This window comes from Geminicoccus harenae, assembly GCF_019800005.1.
GTDB lineage: Bacteria > Pseudomonadota > Alphaproteobacteria > Geminicoccales > Geminicoccaceae > Geminicoccus > Geminicoccus harenae.
Genome location: NZ_JABGCL010000006.1, coordinates 42840 through 63227, shown reverse-complemented (window position 1 = coordinate 63227; position 20388 = coordinate 42840). Strand labels below are relative to the sequence as shown.

At 70.6% G+C, this 20388-nt stretch carries 17 protein-coding genes and 1 riboswitch; of the genes, 9 read left to right on the top strand and 8 right to left on the bottom strand.

Annotation, left to right across the window (positions count from 1 at the left end):
- The first annotated feature begins 8 nt into the window (after positions 1-8).
- Genes HLA95_RS06845 through HLA95_RS06810 form a run of 8 tightly spaced genes read left to right on the top strand, consistent with a single transcriptional unit; the run spans position 9 to position 8552 of the window.
- Complete coding sequence (locus tag HLA95_RS06845) at positions 9-512, top strand: gluconate 2-dehydrogenase subunit 3 family protein (protein ID WP_191057820.1); 504 nt, start codon at positions 9-11, stop codon at positions 510-512.
- Complete coding sequence (locus tag HLA95_RS06840; RefSeq protein WP_191057821.1) at positions 499-2127, top strand: GMC family oxidoreductase; 1629 nt, start codon at positions 499-501, stop codon at positions 2125-2127. The genes HLA95_RS06845 and HLA95_RS06840 overlap by 14 nt, the downstream gene beginning before the upstream one ends.
- A gap of 7 nt (positions 2128-2134) precedes the next feature.
- Complete coding sequence (locus tag HLA95_RS06835) at positions 2135-3163, top strand: D-cysteine desulfhydrase family protein (protein WP_191057822.1); 1029 nt, start codon at positions 2135-2137, stop codon at positions 3161-3163.
- Positions 3160-4083, top strand: a complete 924-nt coding sequence (locus HLA95_RS06830) for an amidohydrolase family protein (RefSeq protein ID WP_191057823.1) — start codon at positions 3160-3162, stop codon at positions 4081-4083. The genes HLA95_RS06835 and HLA95_RS06830 overlap by 4 nt, the downstream gene beginning before the upstream one ends.
- A 32-nt stretch (positions 4084-4115) precedes the next feature.
- Positions 4116-5162: an ABC transporter substrate-binding protein gene (locus tag HLA95_RS06825; protein ID WP_191057824.1), complete on the top strand. Its 1047-nt coding sequence runs from the start codon at positions 4116-4118 to the stop codon at positions 5160-5162.
- Positions 5159-6667: a sugar ABC transporter ATP-binding protein gene (locus tag HLA95_RS06820; protein WP_222182843.1), complete on the top strand. Its 1509-nt coding sequence runs from the start codon at positions 5159-5161 to the stop codon at positions 6665-6667. The genes HLA95_RS06825 and HLA95_RS06820 overlap by 4 nt, the downstream gene beginning before the upstream one ends.
- On the top strand, positions 6664-7623 hold the full coding sequence (locus HLA95_RS06815; protein WP_191061678.1) for an ABC transporter permease: 960 nt from the start codon (positions 6664-6666) through the stop codon (positions 7621-7623). The genes HLA95_RS06820 and HLA95_RS06815 overlap by 4 nt, the downstream gene beginning before the upstream one ends.
- Complete coding sequence (locus tag HLA95_RS06810) at positions 7620-8552, top strand: ABC transporter permease (RefSeq protein ID WP_191061677.1); 933 nt, start codon at positions 7620-7622, stop codon at positions 8550-8552. The genes HLA95_RS06815 and HLA95_RS06810 overlap by 4 nt, the downstream gene beginning before the upstream one ends.
- Positions 8553-8576: 24 nt before the next feature.
- On the opposite strand, the gene HLA95_RS06805 is transcribed toward HLA95_RS06810, so the two are convergent.
- The 5 genes from HLA95_RS06805 to bcsN all read right to left on the bottom strand — a co-directional run bounded on the left by HLA95_RS06805 (position 8577) and on the right by bcsN (position 16590).
- A complete protein-coding gene (locus HLA95_RS06805; protein ID WP_222182842.1) occupies positions 8577-10214 on the bottom strand; it encodes a hypothetical protein in 1638 nt (545 codons plus the stop codon).
- Positions 10211-11260: a family 8 glycosyl hydrolase gene (locus tag HLA95_RS06800; protein ID WP_222182841.1), complete on the bottom strand. Its 1050-nt coding sequence runs from the start codon at positions 11258-11260 to the stop codon at positions 10211-10213. The genes HLA95_RS06805 and HLA95_RS06800 overlap by 4 nt, the downstream gene beginning before the upstream one ends.
- 8 nt (positions 11261-11268) lie before the next feature.
- On the bottom strand, positions 11269-13596 hold the full coding sequence (locus HLA95_RS06795) for a cellulose biosynthesis cyclic di-GMP-binding regulatory protein BcsB (RefSeq protein WP_222182840.1): 2328 nt from the start codon (positions 13594-13596) through the stop codon (positions 11269-11271).
- Positions 13580-15883: a UDP-forming cellulose synthase catalytic subunit gene (bcsA, locus tag HLA95_RS06790; RefSeq protein ID WP_222182839.1), complete on the bottom strand. Its 2304-nt coding sequence runs from the start codon at positions 15881-15883 to the stop codon at positions 13580-13582. The genes HLA95_RS06795 and bcsA overlap by 17 nt, the downstream gene beginning before the upstream one ends.
- Before the next feature lie 71 nt (positions 15884-15954).
- Entirely contained in the window at positions 15955-16590 is a 636-nt protein-coding gene (gene bcsN, locus HLA95_RS06785) for a cellulose biosynthesis protein BcsN (protein ID WP_191061229.1), read from the bottom strand.
- Between the two features lie 200 nt (positions 16591-16790).
- Between bcsN and nikR the strand changes: the two genes are divergently transcribed.
- The gene (gene nikR / locus HLA95_RS06780) at positions 16791-17243 is read left to right on the top strand and encodes a nickel-responsive transcriptional regulator NikR (protein WP_191061230.1); all 453 of its coding nucleotides are present in this window, start codon (positions 16791-16793) and stop codon (positions 17241-17243) included.
- 95 nt (positions 17244-17338) lie between these two features.
- Here nikR and HLA95_RS06775 read toward each other — a convergent pair whose 3' ends face one another.
- The 3 genes from HLA95_RS06775 to HLA95_RS06765 form a co-directional block, all read right to left on the bottom strand.
- Positions 17339-18271 carry a DUF1289 domain-containing protein gene (locus HLA95_RS06775; protein WP_222182838.1) on the bottom strand — a complete coding sequence of 311 codons (933 nt, stop codon included), beginning with the start codon at positions 18269-18271 and terminating at the stop codon, positions 17339-17341.
- A 272-nt stretch (positions 18272-18543) separates the two neighbouring features.
- A riboswitch (cobalamin riboswitch) is annotated at positions 18544-18751 on the bottom strand.
- A 19-nt stretch (positions 18752-18770) separates the two neighbouring features.
- On the bottom strand, positions 18771-19391 hold the full coding sequence (gstA, locus tag HLA95_RS06770; protein WP_191060120.1) for a glutathione transferase GstA: 621 nt from the start codon (positions 19389-19391) through the stop codon (positions 18771-18773).
- 26 nt (positions 19392-19417) lie between these two features.
- On the bottom strand, positions 19418-20371 hold the full coding sequence (locus tag HLA95_RS06765) for an LOG family protein (RefSeq protein WP_191060121.1): 954 nt from the start codon (positions 20369-20371) through the stop codon (positions 19418-19420).
- Positions 20372-20388 lie beyond the last annotated feature (17 nt).

The following is a 20388-nucleotide window of genomic DNA, read 5'->3' as shown; positions in this document are numbered from 1 at the left end:
AGGTTGGGGTGAGCGAGGCCATACGGCTGTCGACCATGCTGCGTGACCTGGTCGACGTGCTGATTCCGGGCGAGGACGACTGGCCTTCCGCATCGCTGGCAGGCGTGCACGGCATTCTCGGCATGCGGCTCCTGGAGGAGCTGGGCGAGGATGCGCTCCTTCAGGTCGAGCAGGCGCTTTCGGCCTGCGGCGGACCGCTCGGGCCGCTGGACGAGGAGCAGCGGATGATCGTGGTCGCCAAGCTGGAGGCGAGCCAGCCCAGGCTGTTCACGCTGATCCGCACCGCGACCTATCTCGGCTACTATGAGAGCCCCGGCGTGATCCCGGCGATCCGGGCACTGGGCCAGCCCTATGACCCGGTGCCGATCCTCAAGGGCTACCATCTGGAGCCGTTCGACCGTGAGCGCGACCGGCCGAAGCACAATCGCGGCTTCTACATCCCGACCGACGAGGTCAAGCCGGTCGACATCTCGGGCCTTGATCATCTGGGAGAGCGCCATGGCCGCGCGTAACGATCATGCCGACGTCCTGATCGTCGGCTCGGGCGCCACCGGCTCCCTCGCTTCGCTGGTCCTGGCCGAGGCCGGGCTGCACGTGATCTGCCTGGAGCAGGGCGGCTGGGTGGAGCCAAGGGAGCACCCGCACTATCGGCCGGACTGGCAGTGGGACCGGCGCACCCGCTGGAACGCGGACGTCAACGTGCGCCGGCCCAATGCCGACGACTTCCCGGTCAACAGCGACAGCTCCCAGGTCCTGATGTGGAACGGGGTCGGCGGCTCGACCAATGTCTATGGCGCGCTCTGGCCGCGCTACCGCCCCTCCGACTTCCGCAAGGGCACCGAGCACGGGCTGCAGCCGGACTGGCCGATCTCCTATGAGGACGTGGCACCCTATTACGAGAAGGCCGACGCGCTGATCGGGGTGAGCGGCCTGGAAGGCGACCCGGCCATGCCGGCCCATCCGGCCTACCCGACCGGGCCCTTGCCGATGGGCGCACCGGCCCGGAAGATGGCAGAAGCATTCGACAAGCTCGGCTGGCATTGGTGGCCGGTGCCGGCGGGCGTGATCTCGTCGGACTATGACGGGCGGCCGGCCTGCAACGGCTGCGGGATCTGCACGGGCTGCCCGCGCGGCTCGATGAGCAAGTTCTCGCTCTCGGTCTGGCCGAGGGCGCTGGAGGCGGGCACCGAGCTGCGCACCTATGCGCGGGTGATCCGGATCGAGAAGGACCGCTCGGGGCGGGCCACCGGAGCGATCTATGTCGACCGCAACACGGGCCGGCAGCACAAGGTGACGGCGGACGTGGTGGTGCTGGCGGCCAATGGCGTGGGCACGCCGCGCCTGCTGCTGGCCTCCGACAATCTCGCCAACAGTTCGGACCAGGTCGGCCGCAACCTGCTGCATCACACGCTGGTCGCCTGCGAGATGTGGGTCGACGAGCCGCTGGCCTCCCATACCGGCTACGTGGCGGCGCTGGTCTCGCGCGAATTCGCCGAGACCGATGTCAGCCGCGGCTTCGTCAACGGCTTCAACTTCAACTGCGTCACCACCGGCGGTGCGGGCGAGCAGGCCAACGGCCACATGACCCAGGCGCGCGCCCCCTGGGGCAAGGGCCATCACCAGTGGTTCCGGCGCCATTTCGGGCGGAACTTCGGGATCTTCGGGATCGGCGACGACCTGCCCAACCCGGACAACCGGGTGACGCTGTCGGCCAGCCAGCGCGACGCCGACGGGGTGCCGGTGGCGGAGCTGCACTACCGGCCGGGCGAGAACGACATGAAGATGATGAAGTTCATGTCCGACCGGCTGGTCGACATCGCCAAGGCGACGGGTGCGTTCGAGTACAAGCTCCAGGACTACATGGACGAGCACGGCATCTACCGCACGCCGGCCTGGCACCTGCTCGGCACTGCGCGGATGGGCAAGTCGCCGGACATGTCGGTGGTCAACAAGTACCAGCAGTGCTGGGACGTGCCCAACCTGTTCATCATCGACGGCTCGGTGCTGACCACGGGCGGCGTGGTCAACCCGACGCCGACCGTGACGGCGCTGGCGATCCGCGCCGCGGAGCACATCCGCGACAACTTCCGCGACCTGGCCAAGACGACGCGGCCGATGGCTGCCTGAGAGCATGATGACGACTTCCCCTGAAGCCCTGCGCGCCAAGCTCGATGCGCTGCCGCGCATCAAGCTCGCCCATCTGCCGACCCCGCTGGAGTTCTGCCCGCGCCTGACCGAGGCGCTGGATGGCCCGAAGATCTGGCTCAAGCGCGACGACACGACCGGGCTGGCGTTCGGCGGCAACAAGACCCGCCAGCTCGAATACGTATTCGCCGACATGCTGGCGAAGGGCTGCGACACGATCGTGGCCGGCGCCTACACCCAATCGAACTGGTGCCGGCAGATGAGTGCTGCCGCCGCCAAGCTCGGCCTGGACATCCATCTGGTCGTGGTCCACGGCGAGAAGGGGCCGAAGCTGCAGGGCAACTTCCTGCTGTTCAAGCTGCTGGGCGCCAAGGTCAGGGTGGTGGACCTGCCGAGCGTGGAGCTGCTGCAGCCCTATCTCGACGAGAAGGCCGAGGAGCTCAGGGCGCAGGGCAAAAAGCCCTACCTCGTGGCGCCGATGGACCTGCAGAACCTGGCGCTGGGCGCGGTCGGCTATGTCGATGCCGGGCTGGAGTTGCACGAGCAGTTCGGGGGGGCCGGCATCGATCCGGCGGCCTTGTACATCGCCGGCGCCAACATGACCCCGGCCGGGATCGCCCTGGCGTTCAAGGCGCTGGGGCGCAAGACCAGGGTGGTGAACGTGGCGCCGATCAAGTGGGAGGAGGACCGGGCAACCGACATCGCCCGGATCGCCAACCGCTCGGCCTCGATCATCGGCATGGAGACGAAGCTGGAGCCCACCGACTTCGACAGTCATGACGAGTATATCGGCGAACGCTACGGCGTGGTGACCGATGGCTGCCGGGAAGCGCTGCAGCTCCTGGCGCGGACCGAGGGCGTGATCCTGGACCCGGTCTATAGCAGCAAGGCGTTCGCCGGGCTGATCGACCAGGTGCGCCAGGGGCGGTTCGGCAAGGACGAGGAGATCGTGTTCGTCCATACCGGCGGCACCCCTGCCCTATTCGCCTATGCCGAGGATCTGGGACTGTCGGCATGAGTTACACCGGTCCGCTGATCGACGCGCACCACCATTTCTGGGACATTTCCATGGGCAAGCACCCGTGGATCGTGCCCCAGCCCGGCAAGGAGATGGTGTTCGGCGACCCGACGCCGCTCTACCGGGACTATCTGCCGACGCAGATCCGCGAGGACGCGCAGCACTGGAACCTGGTCGGCACGGTGCATGTCGAGGCCGGCTGGCTGGCGGACGATCCGGTGGGCGAGACGCGCTGGCTGGAGGAACTGGCCGAGCGGGACGGGCTGCCGTCCGCGATCGTCGCCACCGCACCGCTGCACGACCCGAAGGTCGAGGCGGTGCTGGAGCAGCAGGCGCAGTTTTCGCGGGTGCGCGGGATCCGCTACATCCTTTCCTGGCATGACGACCCGAACAAGCGCTTCGCCGCGCGGCCGGACTGGATGCAGGACGGGCAGTGGCTCCAGGGCTTCCGGCTGCTGGAGAAGTTCGACTTCAGCTTCGACATGATGATCTATCCCGGCCAGATGCCGGACGCGGCCAGGCTCGCGGCGGACCATCCGGGCACCACGATCATCCTGAACCATGTGGGCAGCCCGGTTGACCGGGATGATGCGAGCATGGCGCGCTGGCGGGACGGGCTGAAGCTCCTGGCCAGGGAGCCGAACATGCGGATCAAGCTGTCGGACTTGGTCGCCTACGACCATGACTGGACGCTGGAGAGCCTGCGGGCCGTCACCATGGCCTGCGTGGACGCGTTCGGGCCGGACCGCTGCATGGTCGGCAGCGACTTTCCAGTGGCGGCGCTGCACGCGACCTGGGACGAGGTGTTCGGCTCGTTCGACCGGATCTTCGAAGGTTTCAGCGAAGACGAGCGCCGGGCGATGTTCTTCGCCAATGCGGCGCGTGATTACCGTATTCCGTTGCGGGAAAAGCCGCTGTAATCGAGCGCGTCCGCAGGGAGGGACATATAGAAATGCGCAGATCCATTCTCGGTCTTGCCGCGGCCGCCCTGGTCGCCGGCACGCAGCTCATGGCACCCGCGACCGCCGAAGCCGCCGCCAAATGCATCAAGGGTGACCGCAAGCCGCCGTTCACGGTCGGCTGGGCGAACATCTATTCCGTGCCCACCTGGATGAAGCAGACCGAGGGCACGATCACCGATGTCGTCGAGCAGCTGAAGAAGGACGGGCTGGTCGACAATCTCGTCATCACCGATGCCGAGGGCAACGCCAACAACCAGATCACCCAGATCCAGTCGATGATCGACGCGGACGTGGATGCGATCGTGGTGATCGCGGGCTCCTCTACGGCGCTGAACCGGGTGATCGAGCAGGCCTGCGAGAAGGGCATCGCGGTCGCCAATGTCGACAGCCTGGTCGATACCGACCAGCTCACGGTCAAGATCAACACCAACAGCAACGAGTGGGGCAAGCAGGCGGCGGAGTTCATCGCCGACAAGCTGGGCGGCCAGGGCAAGATCATCATCATGAACGGCCCGGCCGGCATCTCGGTGAGCGAGGACCGCCGCGCCGGTGCCACGCCGGTGCTGGAGGCCAATCCCGGCCTGGAGGTGCTGACCGAGACCAACACCGCCTATAATTCCGCCCCCGCCCAGGAGGCGATGACCAGCCTCCTGTTCCAGCACTCCGAGATCGACGGGATCCTGTCGCTGGGTGGCGCGCTGTCCGCGGGCGCCATCCTGGCCATGGACCGCCAGGGCCGCGAGCTGCCGCCGATGACCGGCGAGAACTACCGGCAGTTCCTGGAGCTGTGGAAGGAGAAGGAGCTCACCGCCTGGGCGACCATGCAGCCGAACTGGCTGGGCGGGCTCGGCGTCTATGCCGCGGTGCAGGCGCTGAACGGCAAGGACATCCAGCCCTATGTCGAGGTGCCGCTGCCGATCATCGACAATGGCAACATCGACGAGTACCTGGCGCGCGCCGGCGACTTTCCCGCCGACGGCTACATCTACTCGCCCTATGACCTGGCGATGTTCGACCAGCTGCTCGGCCTGAAGTGAGCAACGCGGCCCCGGTCCTCGCGGCCCAGGGCCTGGTCAAGCGCTTCTTCGGCAACCCGGTCCTGAAGGACGTCTCGATCGAGATCGTCCCGGGCCGGGTCCATGCGCTGCTGGGCGAGAACGGTGCCGGCAAGAGCACGCTGGTCAACCTGCTCTCCGGGGTGCTTTCGCCCGACGAGGGCCGGCTGCTGGTGGACGGGCAGCCATGCGCACGGCTGACCCCGGCCCTGGCGCGCCGCCACGGCATCGCCGTGGTCCAGCAGGAGCTGAGTCTGGCGCCGCATCTGTCAGTCGTGGAGAACGTGGCGCTGGGTGCGGTGCCGACCAGGCGCGGCCTGATCGACTACCGCCGGCTGGCCGTCGAGGTCGGCCGGGTCCTGGACCGGCTCGGCCTGGACGTGGCGCTGGACCAGCCGGTCGAGGAACTGCCGCTGGGCCGGCGCCAGCTGGTCGAGATCGCCAAGGCGCTCTACCGCCAGCCGCGCGTCCTGATCCTGGACGAGCCGACCTCGTCGCTGACCGCGCACGAGGTGCAGGCGCTGTTCAAGGTCCTGGCCGAGCTCAAGCGCGAGGGCACCGCGCTGGTCTATATCTCGCACCGCATGAACGAGATCATGCACTTATGCGACTGGGTGACCGTGCTGAAGGACGGCACCCGTACCGCGGACCGGACCATGGACGGGATCGACCCGCCGGCCCTGGTCCGGCTGATGGTCGGCCGCGAGCCGGGCGACCTGTTCCCGCCGTTCCGCTCGACCACCCGGGACGAGCCGGCGCTCGAGGCCCGGGCGCTGACGGCACCGGGTGTCGGTGGCGTCGATCTCGTCGTGCGCCAGGGCGAGGTGCTGGGCATTGGCGGCCTGCTCGGCCAGGGGCAGGAAGAATTGCTGCTGGCCCTCTACGGTGCGCTGGACGCGCAGGCGGAGCGCCTGGCCACGGGTGGGGTCGACCGGCCGAGCCGAAATCCTGCGGACGCGATCGGGCGGGGCCTGGCCTATGTGCCGGCCGACCGCAAGCGCGAGGCGGTGCTCCTGCCCCTGTCGATCGGCTTCAACCTGACCCTGCCGGGCCTGCGCCGCCTGGCCAGGCGCGGCCTGCGCCGGTTCGCCCGGGAGGCGGAGGTGGCCCGGGAGCTGACGGCGAAGCTGAACGTGCGCGGCGGCGGCCCGGAGCGGGCGGTGCAGCTCCTGTCCGGCGGCAACCAGCAGAAGGTGGCACTGGCCCGCTGGCTGCCGCTCTCACCGAAGGTGCTGCTGCTGAACGACCCCACCCGCGGCGTCGACGTGGATACCAAGCGCGAGATCTATCTGCGGCTGAAGGGGATGGCAGCGGGCGGCATGGCGGTGATCCTGCTCAGCTCCGATGCGCTGGAGCTGGTCCATCTGTGCGACCGGGTGCTGGTGTTCCGGGACGGCCGGATCGCCGCGGACCTCCCGCACGGGCAGGCCAGCGAGGAGGCGATCGTCGCCGCGTCGCTGGGCGTGGCGCGGCAGGAGGCGGCATGAGGCAGGTACCGTCGGGCGCTGCCCTGCACGCCCGGCTGATCTGGCGGCGCAATCGCGGCCAGATCGGCCTGTTCGTCCTCCTGGCCCTCCTGCTGGCGCTCTACGCCTTCCTCCACCCGGGCCTGCTGAGCTGGGCCGGGATCGCGCGCTTCACCCAGAACTGGTTCCCGGTGGCGCTGGTCGCGATCGCCCAGACCCTAGTGATGCTGATGGGCGGCATCGACCTTGCGATCGGCGCCACCGTCGGCCTCGGCACGGTGCTGGCGGCGACACTGGTGGGCGAGAGCGCGCTGGGTGCGGGGCTCGGGATTACCGCCACCGTCGCGATCGGCGTGGCGGCGGGCGGCCTGGTCGGCACGATCGTCGCCCTGTTCGGCCTGCCGGCGATCATCGTCACCCTGGCCTCCTCCTTCCTAATCGGCGGCGCGGCCCTCCTGGTGATGCCGCGGCCGGGCGGCTCGATGCCCGGCTGGCTGTCCGAGGGCTTGGTGGGCGTGCATCCGACCGCACTCCTGATCCTGATCCTGATCCTGGTCGCGTGGCGGGTGCTGCGGGCTACGCCGCTGGGCCTGTCGATCGATGCCGCCGGCGACAACCCGGCCGGGGCCTTCCGTTCCGGGGTCAACGTGGCGCTGGCCAGGATCGCCGCCTATGCGATCTCGGGCGGGCTCGCCGCCTTTGCCGGGGTCTATGTCGCGGCCCAGACCGGGGCGGGCGATCCCCTGATCGGCAACCCGCTCACCCTGCAGTCGATCACCGCGGCCGTGCTGGGCGGGGTGGGCTTTCTGGGCGGCCAGGGCACCATCCGCGGTGCGGTCGCCGGCAGCCTGCTGCTGGCGGTGCTGGTCAACGTCATGTTCTTCCTGGGGCTGCCGCCCGTGGCTCAGTACGTGATGCAGGGCCTGATCATCGTGGCCGCCATGGGCATCAAGCGATTGCGGGAGCGTGCGGCATGAGCGGCCTTCTCCGCCACCGGGTGACGCTCGGCTGGCTGGTCGTGGTGGCCTTGTGGGTCGCGGCCGGCCTGCTCAAGCCCGGCTTCGCCAAGATCGGCCATCTGCGCTACCTGCTGGAGCTGGCCTCGATCACCGGGATCGTGGCCGCCGGGCAGACGCTGGTGGTGATCGGCGGGGGCATCGACCTGTCAGTGGCGGCCATCATCACCTTTGCCGCGATCATCCTGCCACTGCTCACCTTCCCCTTCGATCCCAGCGGGATGGGTGCTGTCGCGATGACGCTGGCGATCACCACGGCGATCGGCGGCTTGAACGGGATCGGCGTCGTGCTCCTGCGCGTCCATCCGCTGATCCTGACTCTCGCGACCGCCACCATCCTGCAGGGTGCCCTGATCCTGATCGCGGGCGGCAGTGCGATCAGCACGGTGAACCCGGCCGTGACCTTCCTCGGCAACGGCGCCCTGTTCGGCCTGCCGATGACGATCGTCACCTGGCTCGTGATCGCCGCCGTGACCCTGTTCGTGCTGCACGGCACGGTGCTGGGCTCCTGGCTGTTCGCGCTCGGCACCAACGACCGGGCCGCCCGCCTGGCCGGGGTGGGTGCCGGTCAGGCGATCCTGGCCGTGCATGCCGCGTCCGGCTTCTGCGCGGGCCTGGCCGGCCTGCTCCTGCTCGGCATGAACCGCCAGGGCTATGTCGGGATCGGCGAGCCCTACCTCCTGGGCTCGATCGCCGCGGTGGTGCTGGGCGGCACCTCGATCCTGGGCGGGCGCGGCACCTATCTCGGCACGATCGCCGGCTCGATCCTGCTGGTGACCATCACCGCGCTGATCACCGTGGTGAACGCCTCGCCGGGCTGGCGCGCGATCCTGTTCGGCGGGCTGATCCTGGGCCTCCTGCTGATCTCCGGGCGGGAGCGGTCGGGTTAGCGCAAGCGGCCGCTCCCAAAGCGATTACCAGCCCGGCCCGAGCTTGCGCGAGACTTGGGCCAGGCCCGCCTCGGTCTCCTCGGTGCTGACGATCCGGTCCAGCCGGGTGAAGATCCGCCGGGCGGTGTGCACCTCGCCGGTATGGTAGCGCGCCCAGGCTTCCTGGATCTCCAGCCCGCGGTCCGGCAGGGCGAAGTCGCGGCGCTTTTCCAGGAGTGCGACGGTGCGGCGGTAGTCCTTCTGCCGGAAGGCGACCTGGATCTCCTGGCTCAGCAGCTCGGCCTGCACCTCGTTGTACTGGTCCGGCGGCAGGCCGTAGCGCTCGATGCTCTGGGCCGCGTCCTGGAACAGGTGCTGGGCGATCTGGGCGCGGATCAGGCCGTAGACCGCCTCGTCGCGCTGCAAGGGCATGGCGTCGGGTGCCGCCATGACCCGGGCGAAGCTGAGCTGCGCTTCGGTCGGGCGCAGCAGCTTCATGTAGGTCCAGCTCCGCATCAGGAGCTCGGCCGGCTTGCCCGTCTGGCGGGTGAGCTTGAGCACGGTGGCAAGGTCGCCGCGATCCACCGCGACCGCCACCTGGCCGCCGCGCGCTTGTGTGACCACCTCCGGATAGCGGGCTGCCAGCGCATCCAGCTCCGGGAGCTTGCCCAGGGCCGCCAGGCTCATGGCCAAGCCCCTCGCGGCCTCCTCGCCCGGCGCCCAGTCCAGGCTGCGCTGGAACCAGGGTGCCGCCGCGGCATCGTCGCCGGCCGCCTGGTAGATCCAGCCGATCTTGCGGGCGGCGGCCGCATCGCGCCGGCGGATCACCGCGTCGGCGACCGCACGCGCATCGCCCACCGAGGCCCCAGGCTTGTAGATCCGGCTGAAGTCGGGCCCGGCCGGCCGGCTCCCCGCCGGTGCCGTGGGCCTGGCCGTCAGGGTCTCCAGCTTCGCCAGCCGCTCCGGGGAGCCGGTCCGCGCCTTCTCCAGGCCAACCAGCCGCTCCAGCTCGGCCGGCGGCACCAGCAGCTTCGCCTTCTGCAGGGTGGCGAAGCGGTGGTCGGCATCCGGGCAGGTCGTGATGATGCGCGCATAGGTGGCAAGGGCCGCCTCGCCCGCCCCGGTGCGCTGCTGCGCCTCGGCCAGGCGCCAGAGATTGTCGACATGCTCGCAGGTGGCGGCGGCCGGCTGCGCGTCGAACAGCGCCACCACGCTGGCCCAGTCACCCGCGGCCGCCGCCGCCTCGCTCGCGGCGCGCGCCTCGTTCACCGCCATCAGCGTCACGAGCTTCTGCGGCGGCGTCCAGTCCGGCCGCTCCTTGCGCAGCGCCTCGATGCGGCTGCGCACCGCCGCATAGTCGCCGCTCTCGTAGAGCTGCCAGAGGGGACCCTCGTCCACCTTGGGCAGGCCGCCGAACAGGTCGCTGGGCGGCTCCCAATCCGGGTGCAGCTCCTTCAGCCGCGCGATCTCGGCCTCCGCCGCCGCGCGGTCGCCCCGGCTGGCCAAGTAGCGCAGCAGCGCCTCGTCGACCACGTTCTCGCCGGCGGGTGCACCACCCTGCAGCCGGACGGTGATGCCGGGCTCTTCGGCCGCCTCCTGGGCCAGGAGGCTGGCGGGCGACACGCTGCCCAGCAGGGCCACGACCGCCAGGCCCAGGAGTGGCGGGAGGGGGCGGAGCTTCATGACCGGGACACCTCGTCGAAGGCCAGCCGCGCCAGGAGCACGAGCGTGGCGGCATAGTAGTCGGGTTCGTTCTGGATCGAGGGGAAGTCCGGCGCGCTGCCGTCCTCCAGATAGCGGAGCAGGGCCAGGATCGCGCGGATCCCGGGCGTCACCCCGACCTCGAACGGCGAAGTCGGGTCCAGGGGAATGACCGCCGGCGGCTCGTTCCCGGCCCGCTGCCAGATCGAGAAGATCGGCCGGACCAGGTCGAGCGGGCCGGGCTCACTCCAGGCAGCATAGAGCGGGATGCGCAGCGCATTGTAGCCGAACACGGGCGGGAAGCCCGGGGCCGGCCGGGGCGGCTCGGCCAGGAGCGTCCAGTCCGGCGGGAGCTGGCGCTGGCCGAAGCGCAGGCTCGCCAGCAGCCGGTGGCCGCTGGTCACGAGCTGCGCCCAGACCGGATGCGGATCGGCCGCCATCAGGGCGCACAGTGCCGGGAACACCCAGTAGGACAGGTTGATCACCGGGCCCTCGGGCTGGATGAAGCCTTCCGGCCCCGGCAGGATCACCTGCATCCCGCCATGGTGCACCACGCCGGCACTGCGCACCGCCCGGGCGGCCATCAGGCCGCGCTCGGTGAGCTCCGGCCGGCCCCAGTGCCGGCCGGCACGGATCAGCGCCCAGGCGATCAGGAGGTCGCCATCGGTCGCGGCATTGGGGTCGCTCACCGGGTCGTCGGGCCGGGCCGGGTCCCAGCGCCAGGCGAGCAGGCCGTCCGGGCGGACCGGCAGGTGCCGGTCGGTCCAGGCGAGGATCGCGTCGAAGACGGCCGTGTCCTCCGCGGCCAGTGCCAGCAGGAGGCCATAGCCCTGGCCCTCGGTATGGCTGACCCGGCCGTTGCCGGTGTCGACCACCCGCCCCTCGTCCAGGAACCGGCCGCACCAGGCGTCCCACTCCCCGGCCGGCAGCGCCCGGCTGCCGCCCAGCCAGCGGGCGACCGGGCCCAGCCCCGGCAGGTCCGGCAGCAGTCCCGACACGGCGAGGATCACGCTGCGCCGCTCCGGCATCCGCCCCCTCAATGACGCCGCATGCGCAGGGCGAGGCTGGTCATCAGGCTGGCCGAGGTCACGGCGGCCAGCATCAGGCCGAGCCAGGTCCAGCGATGCTGCGCCAGCCAGGTGAGCACGGTCAGGCGGAGCTGGCCCGGGTCCTGCGCAGGCGTTTCCAGGATGAAGGGCGGGTTGCGCCGCTCGCCCACCACCTGGTCGCTGCCGGCCTGCCACTGCGCCCGGTCGCCGCCCAGGGTCGGCCAGACCTTCGCCTCGATCAGCCGGCCCAGGCCCGGTTCCAGATGGTCGGCCCGGTCGGCCACCAGCACGGTCGCCACCCGCTGCGCCGCCCAGGGCGAGGCCACCTCCACCAGCATGGCCCCACCCGCCCTGGGTGCTGCCGGCTGGGCCGGCCGCTCCGGTACCGGCGCGGTGACGTCGGCGTCCGCAGCACGCACGATCAGCCGGCGCAGCCGCTCCAGCAGGCCCTCGCCACCCTCCGGCCCGATCCGCGACTGCCATTCCGCCCGCGGGTCGGGCACGCTCGCGGCCACGGGCGTGTTGGCGGCACCGGCTGCCACCGGTACGGCCGGTGGTTCCGTCGGCTCGGTCCAGGGCAGGTCGAGCCTGGCGACCAGGGAGGGCGAGAGCTCGGCGGCAGTGCCGACCGCGATCAGGTGCTCGGTGGGGGTGGAGCCGGGCGGCACGAAGCTCAGCCGGTCCAGGACCTCGCCCCGGCGCTGCGCCAGCTTGCCCAGGAAGGTCCAGGCAGCGCCGAGTGCCGCCGGGTCTCGGGCCGACACCATCACCGCGGCCGGCTCCTCGCCATAGGGGAAGCCGTCGTCGACCAGGTCGTATAGCTGGCCGCCATGGGTGAGCCTGGCGAAGTCCGGCATGGTGATCCGGCTGTCCTGGAACAGGCTCAGCATCGGCGCCCCGCTCTCGCAGGCCTTGGCCGAGGCGGGATCCAGCATCGGATAGATCGAGATCCGGTTGATGCCCGGATGGAACGTGCCGAGCGTCAGGCCGACCCTGGCACCATCCACGATGCGGCCGCGCGGGTCGTCCAGGCGGATCATGTTGGCGGGGATGCCGTTGACCTCGATCACCAGGGCGGAGGTCGGCTGGAGCCCGCCGGCATAGGCATAGTTCAGGGCCAGCTCGAGGCGCTGGCCGTCGGCCGCATAGAAGCTGGGCGGCAGGCGGAAGGTGAGGTCGAGCGGCTCGGTGACGCCCAGCGGCAGCTCCCGCGTCCGAAAGCCCAGCTCCGCCAGGGTCAGGACGGCACCGCCATCGATCTCCGGCAGCGGCGGGGGATCGAGCGGACGGCCAGCTCCGGCCACGAAGCCCTCCACGGCCCGGCCGACCGTTGCGGTATTCTCGCCGGCGAACAGGATGGCCAGATGGTCGGGATCGCCCGGCAGGCGGCGGACCAGCATCCGCCCGGCCGCCAGCTCGGCGAGGCTCGCGGGGTCGAGCAGGCCGCGGAACTCGTCGATCTGGCCGATCAGGACATGGTTGCGGCCGTGCAGGGCCGGCCAGTCCAGGCTCTCGAACGGCTGGGCCGTCACCGCGAGCGGCCGGTCGCCACGCACCAGCGCCACCGCCTGGGCGACGCGCGCACCCAACTCGACGCCGGCAGGCCCGGCCAGGGAGGCGGCGGTGGCGATCGCCAGGGGCTCCTGATCATAGGCGGAGGCAGACAGGAGGCCCACCAGCCCCTCCGCCGTCACCGGTGCGCGCGGGCCCGGCCGGTGCAGGGCGAGGCTGGTGCCGTCCCGCTTCAGCTTGGTCCACAGTTCGCCGAAGCGCTCGCGGGAACAGGCCAGGCGGTGCGTCTGGGCCAGCGTGACGCCCAGCTCGTTGCGCCCGGTGCGGAACAGGCCGGCGGGCAGGTCGATCTCGGCGCCGGCGGCACCTTGCGCACCCACCAGCGGCAGGTCGGTGAGCGGCTTGCCGTTCAGGGTCAGCGCCAGCCGGGAGCGGTCGGGTAGCACCGCCAGGGCGTTGCTGTAGGACAGGGCCAGGGTGGCGCCGGTGAACTCCTCGCCAGGCGCCAGGTTGAACGGCACCACCGCCTCGTCCCGGCTGCCATGCAGGTCGAGGTCATGGGTGAGCAGCGGGACGGCGAGGTCCGGCAGGCTTTCGGGCAATGCCGTCAGGGTCGGCTCCGCCCCGGCTTCGGTTGCCGGCTGGGCGGGGTCCGTGGCCGGCAAGCCGGCATCCAGCGCCGGGGCGGCGGATGGAGCCCCGGCCTCCTGGGCGAGGGCGGTGGCCTGCCAAGCCAGCAGGATTGCTGCGGTCGCGGCCAGCAGGCGGGTGCGGCGGGCGGCCGGCTCAGTGCAGCGGGGCATCGGTCTTCGCTCCCTGGGGCAGGACCATCTGGCGGGCGGCGCGGGTGACGAGGAAGGGGCCGCTGCGGCCCCGGCCCTGGCCCTGGCGCAGCCCGGCCAGGATGCCGAGCGTGCCCTTGACGAGGCACAGGCGGGCGAAGTGGGCGAAGCCGCCCAGGATGGTGCGGGCATGCTGCCGCTCGGCCTGGAAGCCGACCCAGGCCTCGCTGGAGCCGAAGCACAAGGTCACCACGTCGGCGCGCTGCTCGTCGTTCTCGCAGGCAAAGCGCACGCCCAGCACCAGCCGCTCGTCCTCCACCACGGCGTGGCGGATCTCGAAGGGAATGGTGCGCTCGCCGTTACTCAGCTCGACGGTGAGGCTGCCATTGCCGTGCGCCAGGTCGCGATAAACCTCGGCGCTCTCGTTCAGGACGAGCTGGGCGCCGCCGATCGACAGGTCGGAGATCCGCACCGGCGCCACCGAGCCGCCCAGCGTCGCCTCCGCACCGAGCGAGCGCGGCACGCGCGGCATGCCGCGGCGCTGCTTGTGCTCGTGGACGACCCCGATGGCCCCCAGCACGAACAGGAGGTTGAACAGGTTCCAGCCGAGCACGATCGTGATGTTCTCGCGCTCCAGCGGGAAGGCATGCCAGCGCCACAGGCCGGCGATGGCGGCCGCCGAGAGCAGGCCCAGGAGGAACAGGAGCGGGCGGGCCAGCTCGGACACGAAATTGCGCTCCAGCGTCTCCGACTTGGCAGTGACCTTGGAGGTGGGGGCGCGTGGGCGCAGGAGGACGCTGCCGATGGCGCGCACCAGGAAGGGTGCCTGGGCGATCTCGTAGAGCTCGGAGATGAACGGCCAGCGCACCTTGCCGAACAGGTAGTTGGTCAGGATCAGGCTGGCGGCCAGATGGGTCAGGCCGTAGGCGACGAACTCCTGGTAGGAAGCGCGATAGATCTGCAGGCCGAAGAACAGGTAGGCCAGGGGCGTGATCAGGAACAGCATCCGGGCCACTGGAAACAGCCAGAACACCATGCTCGACAGATACGAGATGCGCTGCGGCAGAGTGAGGCCGCGCTTCCACAAGGGGTTCTTCAGCAACATGATCTGGATCATGCCCTGCGCCCAGCGCGAGCGCTGGCCGATGAAGCTGGAGAAGGTCTCGGGCGAGAGGCCGGCGATCATCGGCCGGGCCACGTAGCGGCTGGTCAGCCCGCGGGCATGCAGCTCCAGTGCGGTCTCGGCGTCCTCGGTGATCGAGGTGCCCTGGATCCCGCCGATCGACATCAGGTGCGCGCGGCGCAGGATCGCCGCCGAACCGCAGAAGAACGAGGCGTTCCAGCTGTCCAGCCCGCGCTGGCCCACCTGGTAGAACATCTCGTTCTCGCTGGGCATCCGGCCGAACGTGTCGAGGTTGCGCTCCAGCGGGTCCGGGTTGATGAAGAAGTGCGGGCTCTGCACCATGAACAGCTTGGGGTCCTCGGCGAAATGGCCGACGGTCCGCTCCAGCAGGTCCTCGGTGGGCACATGGTCGGCGTCGAGGATCAGGATCAGCTCGCCCTCGGTCCGGCCCAGTGCCGCGTTGATGTTGCCGGCCTTGGCGTGCTGGTTGAACTCGCGGGTCAGGTAGTGGCAGCCGAGCCTGGCGCAGAGGATCTGCAGCGTCCGGTTGCGGGCGATCGCCGCCTGCGCCTTCTTCGGGTCCTTGTCGTTCTGCTTCTGGACGGTGCCGCCATCGTCCAGGAGATAGACGTTCAGCTTGCCCTCGGGGTAGCGCATCCGCCGGGCCGCGATCAGCGTGGTCTCCAGCAGCGTCTCGTCCTCGTTGTAGCTGGGCACGAACACGTCGACGCTCGGCAGCCCGGCCGGGTCGGCCGCCAGCGGCGGGACCGGCCGGTCGATCGGCCGGATGTTCACGAACACGCCCAGGGACAGCATGAGGATGCCGTAGATCTCGGCAGCGAACAGCAGGACGCCCGGGACGAAGGCCAGCGTGGTCGGGTCGGGCAGGGTGTCGGCGACCCGCCAGGAGAGATAGCGCCAGCTCAGGAACGCGGCGGTGAAGATGAAGAAGGTCCGGCACGAGGGGGCGAGGCCGCTCACCCGGAGGCCGATCAGGATCGCCAGCAAGGTGAGCGCCAGCACCGTCTGGTTGGCGACGCCGAAATCCTGCGCACCCAGCCAGAGCGTGGCCGCCATCACCACGACCCAGGGCGTCAGCCACAGGAACGAAGCCGCCCCCAGGCCCGCGCGGCGGTGAACCACCGCAACGCCCGAGGCGGCCGGCCGGCCGCGTTCTCCACTCATCATGCACCTCACGCCAGACGATCCGGTCGGCTTGAGGGCGTCCTCCGTCGTTTCGTTGTTTCGCCGGGCGCTCAGAGCGGCGCCACGGTCGCCATCCGGTCGAACAGGTCGAGGGCCGCGGCCAGGTCATGGGTCGGCTGGCAGTAGCGCAGGTCCACCGCGAAGCTGTGCAGGCCGCCGCGCGTCTCGGTGGGTGCGTCGAAGAACTGCCAAGCGTAGATGCAGCTGCCGGCATCGCCCAGGTCGGCGATCAGGTAGCGATGCACCCCGCGCCCGTTGCGGCGCTCCCGCGTCACCTGGTCCAGGGGCGCGCCCGGGAACTGCTGGAGGAAATGCTGCTCGATCTCGCTCTGCTTGAACGGGTTGGGCAGCTCCATGCTCGGCAGGTAGGCCCCGGAGCCACGCCAGCGGGTGCGGGTGACGATCAGATTCTCCCGGGGGATCGCGGTGTCGTTCGCCAGGACGACCTCCTCGACCACCATGCCCTTCACCACGCTGCGCCGGGTCATGAGGCGCAGGTCGGCGAGATCCGGCGGGAGCTGCAGGATGGCACCCACCGGGGCCACCGTGCCGACGCCGCCATAGGGATCCTGCGGCAGGGGATAGACGCCGGGGCCGCTGCAGGCGGCCAGGCCGAGCGCCGCCAGGAGCGGCAGGATTGCCGGAAGTCGGCGCAGGCAGGGCTGCGCCAGGACGGGCGGTCGCATCGTCCAAGCCTCACATCAATCGCAGGTCGATGCGGAGGAACTAAACTTATTGGAGAATTTGGTCCAGACACTATCCCTTCATGGGAGATATGCGCCGGTCGTGCTGCGGCAGGTCTGCCACCATCCCCCGGGTTGACCCGCCCGCCGCTCCCGCTCCAGGCTCAGGGCCGGCAGGCCGGGGCGGGCCGGCGGGGAGAGCCATGCAACGCGCGACCATCAGCATGTCGGACGAGTTCGCCGCCGAGCTGCAGGCCTTCATGCTGGCCCGCGGCTATGCCAACCGCTCCGAGGCGCTGCGTGCCCTGGCGCAGATCGGCCTGGAACAGGCCAAGCTGGAAGCCGAGCCCCGGATCGAGTGCGTGGCCACGCTCAGCTATGTCTACGACCACCACACCCGCGAGCTCGCCAAGCGCCTGACCGCCGCCTCGCACCACCATCACGACCTGGGCCTGGCGACGATGCACATCCATCTGGACCAGCAGAGCTGCCTGGAGATCGCGGTGCTGCGCGGGCCGGTGGAGGCGGTCCGCGCCTTTGCCAACGCGGTCCTGAACGAGCGCGGCGTCCATAGCGGCCACCTGTCGGTGATCCCGGTGGACGGCCTCGGACACCACCATCCGCACCACCATGCCCGAGGCGACGCTTCGGGCTGAGCGGTCGGACCTGGCCGAAGCGCACCGTCAGGACGACGGACACCTGACCGATCGGCAGTCCCCGCGGTGCCAGGGCAGCGGGCCGGCGAGCGCGCCTAAGCCAAGTCACCCGCCAGCGCCGGCGGGCCGGCCTCGCCCGGGAACAGGCTGGCGCAGGCCAGATAGTCGGGCGGCAGTTCCAGGCCGGGCTCCAGCTCGCGGCCAGATGCCAGCAGGTCGGGCAGGAGACGGGTGCCTGGCCCGGCCTGGTCGTTGCGCAGGATCGGTCCCTCGACCTCGATCCGCCCGAACGGCGAAGTCGCGACCCAGCCGGGTGCCGCCTGCGCCAGAACCGCGACCAGATCCGGCGCGTCCTGCAAGGCAGTGCCGCGCCGGGCCTCGAGCCTGGCCAGCAGGTCCGGGTCGCGGCTGCGCACGCAAAAGCGCAAGGCGCGCCGGCCCAGGCCCAGATCGACCAGGACGGCATCTCGCCCGGCCGGGTCGAGTGTATCCCGGTCCGGCCCGAGCGGCGCGATGGTGGCGGGATTGAGTGTGCGCAGGCGGGCGCGGTGCAGGGCCAGCACGAGCCTGGCAGTCCGCCCCTGCCCGTCGACCAGCTCGAAGGCACGCGCCCCTGCCGGCAGTGCGAGGGCCGCGCGGGCGCCGCGGGTGGCGAGATGCAGGACGCCCGCCTCGATCGAGGCGCGCACGGACCCGTCATCGGCGGCGAACTCGACGCTGGCGCCATGGACGCCGATCGCCCAGCGAGTCCCCGGCAGCAGCGACCGGCAGGCCAGATGCTCCAGAAGGGCAGCACCTGCCAGCGGCAAGAGCCGGAAGCTCAAGCCCAGGATCGCGTTGCGCCGGGGCAGGTCGGCCCAGACGGCACGCTGGGCGAAGGCCGGCATGTCCCGCCAGCTGGCCAGCTCCTTCTCGCTGCGCCCGCAGCCTCCGCACCAGCCGGTGCCCAGGTCGATCTGGCAGATGCCGACACAGGGAGAGGGCGGCATGCTCGACGCGAGGTCCGCCGATGCGGTGCGCTCGCTCATCGGGCTCGCCTCCCTCGGGGTGCAGGCGTGGCGATGGTGCACGGCAGGCCCGGCACGCGGGCAGTGATGATCATGGCTGTTCCCGACATTGGCGCGCGCCAGCCGGTGACGGGCTGCGCAGGAAATGACCCGGCCATCAGCCGGGCAACGCTCAGTGCCGCGAAGCCGGCTTCGGGTCGCGGCGCGGCTGGCGGGAACGGCGGCAGGCAGGCGCCAGGGCGCAGGAATGGCTCACGATCGGACCTCCCGCCGGGACACCCCGCCCGGCGCACATGGTTGCACGATCGACGGCAGGTCTCCTGGCTCGCGGGTCCTCACCGACCTCCGACCTTCCCGGTTGCCCAGTGGTCACGCGCGGGAGGTCGATTCGCCGCTCACAGTTACGGGGGTAGCCAGGGACTGATGCCGGCCGGGCCGGCACGCACCCTGTTCCCTCTTGCCTCCCCCTTGGCCGGGGGAACCGTCGATATTCATCATGATAGCGGGATCGCCGGTCGGGTCAAACCGGCTCCGCGCCGCCCAGCCCCTCCTCAGCCAGGGCCTGGCGCACCTTCGGCCGCTCGGCGACCCGCGCCAGGAAGGCACCCAGCGCCGGATAGGGTGCCAAGTCGATGCTCAGATGCGGCGTCCAGTTCAGGACCACGAACAGATAGGCGTCGGCGACCGTGAACCCGCCGCCGACCAGGAAGGGCCGGGCCGCCAGATGCGCGTCGAGCTCGGCGAAGCGGACCGGCAGCCACTCCCTGACCTTTTCCCGCCACGCTTCCGGCGTGCGGGGATCCCACAGCGAGCCCAGGGGCTTGTGCAGCTCGGTCGCGACATAGCCCAGCCATTGCTGGACCCGCAGCCGGTCGCGGGTGCCGGGCGGTGGCAACAGGCCGGAGGCCGGCGCCAGATCCGCCAGATACTGCACCACCACCTGCGCCTCGGTGACCAGCTCGCCATCGTCCAGCACCAGGGCCGGCACATAGCCGCGCGGGTTGACCTGGCGAAACTCCCGCCCGTCCTCCAGCCGGCCGGTCGGGATGTCGACCTTCACCAGGTCGACCGGCACCCCTGCCTCGCGCGCCGTGATGTGCGCTGCCAGCGAGCAGGCGCCGGGTGCATAATAGAGCTGCATGCCGTCCCTCCCCGGCCGTGCGGCCGTCAGACCCTGCCCCGGCCCACCCGCTTGGGCGGGTTGTTCAGGTGATAGTCGGTCACGATCCGGAACGCCTCGTCAGCGTCGTCGACAAACTGGAACAGGTCCAGGTCGTCCGGGCTGATCATGCCCTCTTCCACCAGCATCTCGAAGTTGATCAGCCTGGTCCAGAACGAGCTGTCGTAGAGCAGCACCGGCATCCGCCGGCTCTTGCCGGTCTGGATCAGGCAGAGCGTCTCGAACAGCTCGTCCAGCGTGCCGAACCCGCCCGGGAACGCCACCAGTGCCCGCGCCCGCATCAGGAAATGCATCTTGCGCAGCGCGAAATAGTAGAACTGGAAGCTCAGCTCCGGCGTCAAATAGGGGTTGGGCGCCTGCTCGTGCGGCAGCACGATGTTCAGCCCCGCCGTCTTGACCCCCGCCTCCGAGGCGCCGCGATTGGCGGCCTCCATGATGCCGGGCCCGCCGCCGGTGATGATGGTGAGCTCCCGGCCAGGATGGGCCTTGCTGAACTCGGCGATGAGCTGGCCAAAGCGCCTCGCCGCCGCATAGCCGCGCACATGGGTGGCAAGGCGCTTCGCGATTGCCAGCGCCCGCTTCAGCCGCGGATCGTCCGGATTGCCGGCATGGGCCTTCTCGGCCGCGGCCAGCGCCGCCTCGGCCTCGCCGTCATTGGGCACGCGCGCGCTGCCGAACACCACCACGGTGGAATCGATGCCGTGCTCTTCCAGGATCAGGTCGGGCTTGAGCAGTTCCAGCTGGAAGCGGACCGGGCGCAGGTCCTTGCGCAGCATGAAGTCCGGATCGAGATAGGCCAGCCGGAACGCGGACGACCGGGTCTGCGGCGTGTCGGCCGGCCGGCTCTCGGGCCCGCCGACAGGCCCACCCGAGGCCGTGGCCAGGTCGTCGGCGGAATCGGGTTCGCCAGGACCGGGATCGAAGGGATCAGGAAGATTCATCGGGCAGAAGAAATCCG

Bases quoted from the DNA above. Each gene is read 5' to 3' on its own strand.
- HLA95_RS06840 (WP_191057821.1), top strand. From the start codon at position 499: ATGGCCGCGCGTAACGATCATGCCGACGTCCTGATCGTCGGCTCGGGC.
- HLA95_RS06835 (WP_191057822.1), top strand. From the start codon at position 2,135: ATGACGACTTCCCCTGAAGCCCTGCGCGCCAAGCTCGATGCGCTGCCG.
- HLA95_RS06830 (WP_191057823.1), top strand. From the start codon at position 3,160: ATGAGTTACACCGGTCCGCTGATCGACGCGCACCACCATTTCTGGGAC.
- HLA95_RS06825 (WP_191057824.1), top strand. From the start codon at position 4,116: ATGCGCAGATCCATTCTCGGTCTTGCCGCGGCCGCCCTGGTCGCCGGC.
- HLA95_RS06815 (WP_191061678.1), top strand. From the start codon at position 6,664: ATGAGGCAGGTACCGTCGGGCGCTGCCCTGCACGCCCGGCTGATCTGG.
- HLA95_RS06810 (WP_191061677.1), top strand. From the start codon at position 7,620: ATGAGCGGCCTTCTCCGCCACCGGGTGACGCTCGGCTGGCTGGTCGTG.
- HLA95_RS06805 (WP_222182842.1), bottom strand. From the start codon at position 10,214: ATGAAGCTCCGCCCCCTCCCGCCACTCCTGGGCCTGGCGGTCGTGGCC.
- HLA95_RS06800 (WP_222182841.1), bottom strand. From the start codon at position 11,260: ATGCCGGAGCGGCGCAGCGTGATCCTCGCCGTGTCGGGACTGCTGCCG.
- HLA95_RS06795 (WP_222182840.1), bottom strand. From the start codon at position 13,596: ATGCCCCGCTGCACTGAGCCGGCCGCCCGCCGCACCCGCCTGCTGGCC.
- bcsA (WP_222182839.1), bottom strand. From the start codon at position 15,883: ATGAGTGGAGAACGCGGCCGGCCGGCCGCCTCGGGCGTTGCGGTGGTT.
- bcsN (WP_191061229.1), bottom strand. From the start codon at position 16,590: ATGCGACCGCCCGTCCTGGCGCAGCCCTGCCTGCGCCGACTTCCGGCA.
- nikR (WP_191061230.1), top strand. From the start codon at position 16,791: ATGCAACGCGCGACCATCAGCATGTCGGACGAGTTCGCCGCCGAGCTG.
- HLA95_RS06775 (WP_222182838.1), bottom strand. From the start codon at position 18,271: ATGAGCGAGCGCACCGCATCGGCGGACCTCGCGTCGAGCATGCCGCCC.
- gstA (WP_191060120.1), bottom strand. From the start codon at position 19,391: ATGCAGCTCTATTATGCACCCGGCGCCTGCTCGCTGGCAGCGCACATC.
- HLA95_RS06765 (WP_191060121.1), bottom strand. From the start codon at position 20,371: ATGAATCTTCCTGATCCCTTCGATCCCGGTCCTGGCGAACCCGATTCC.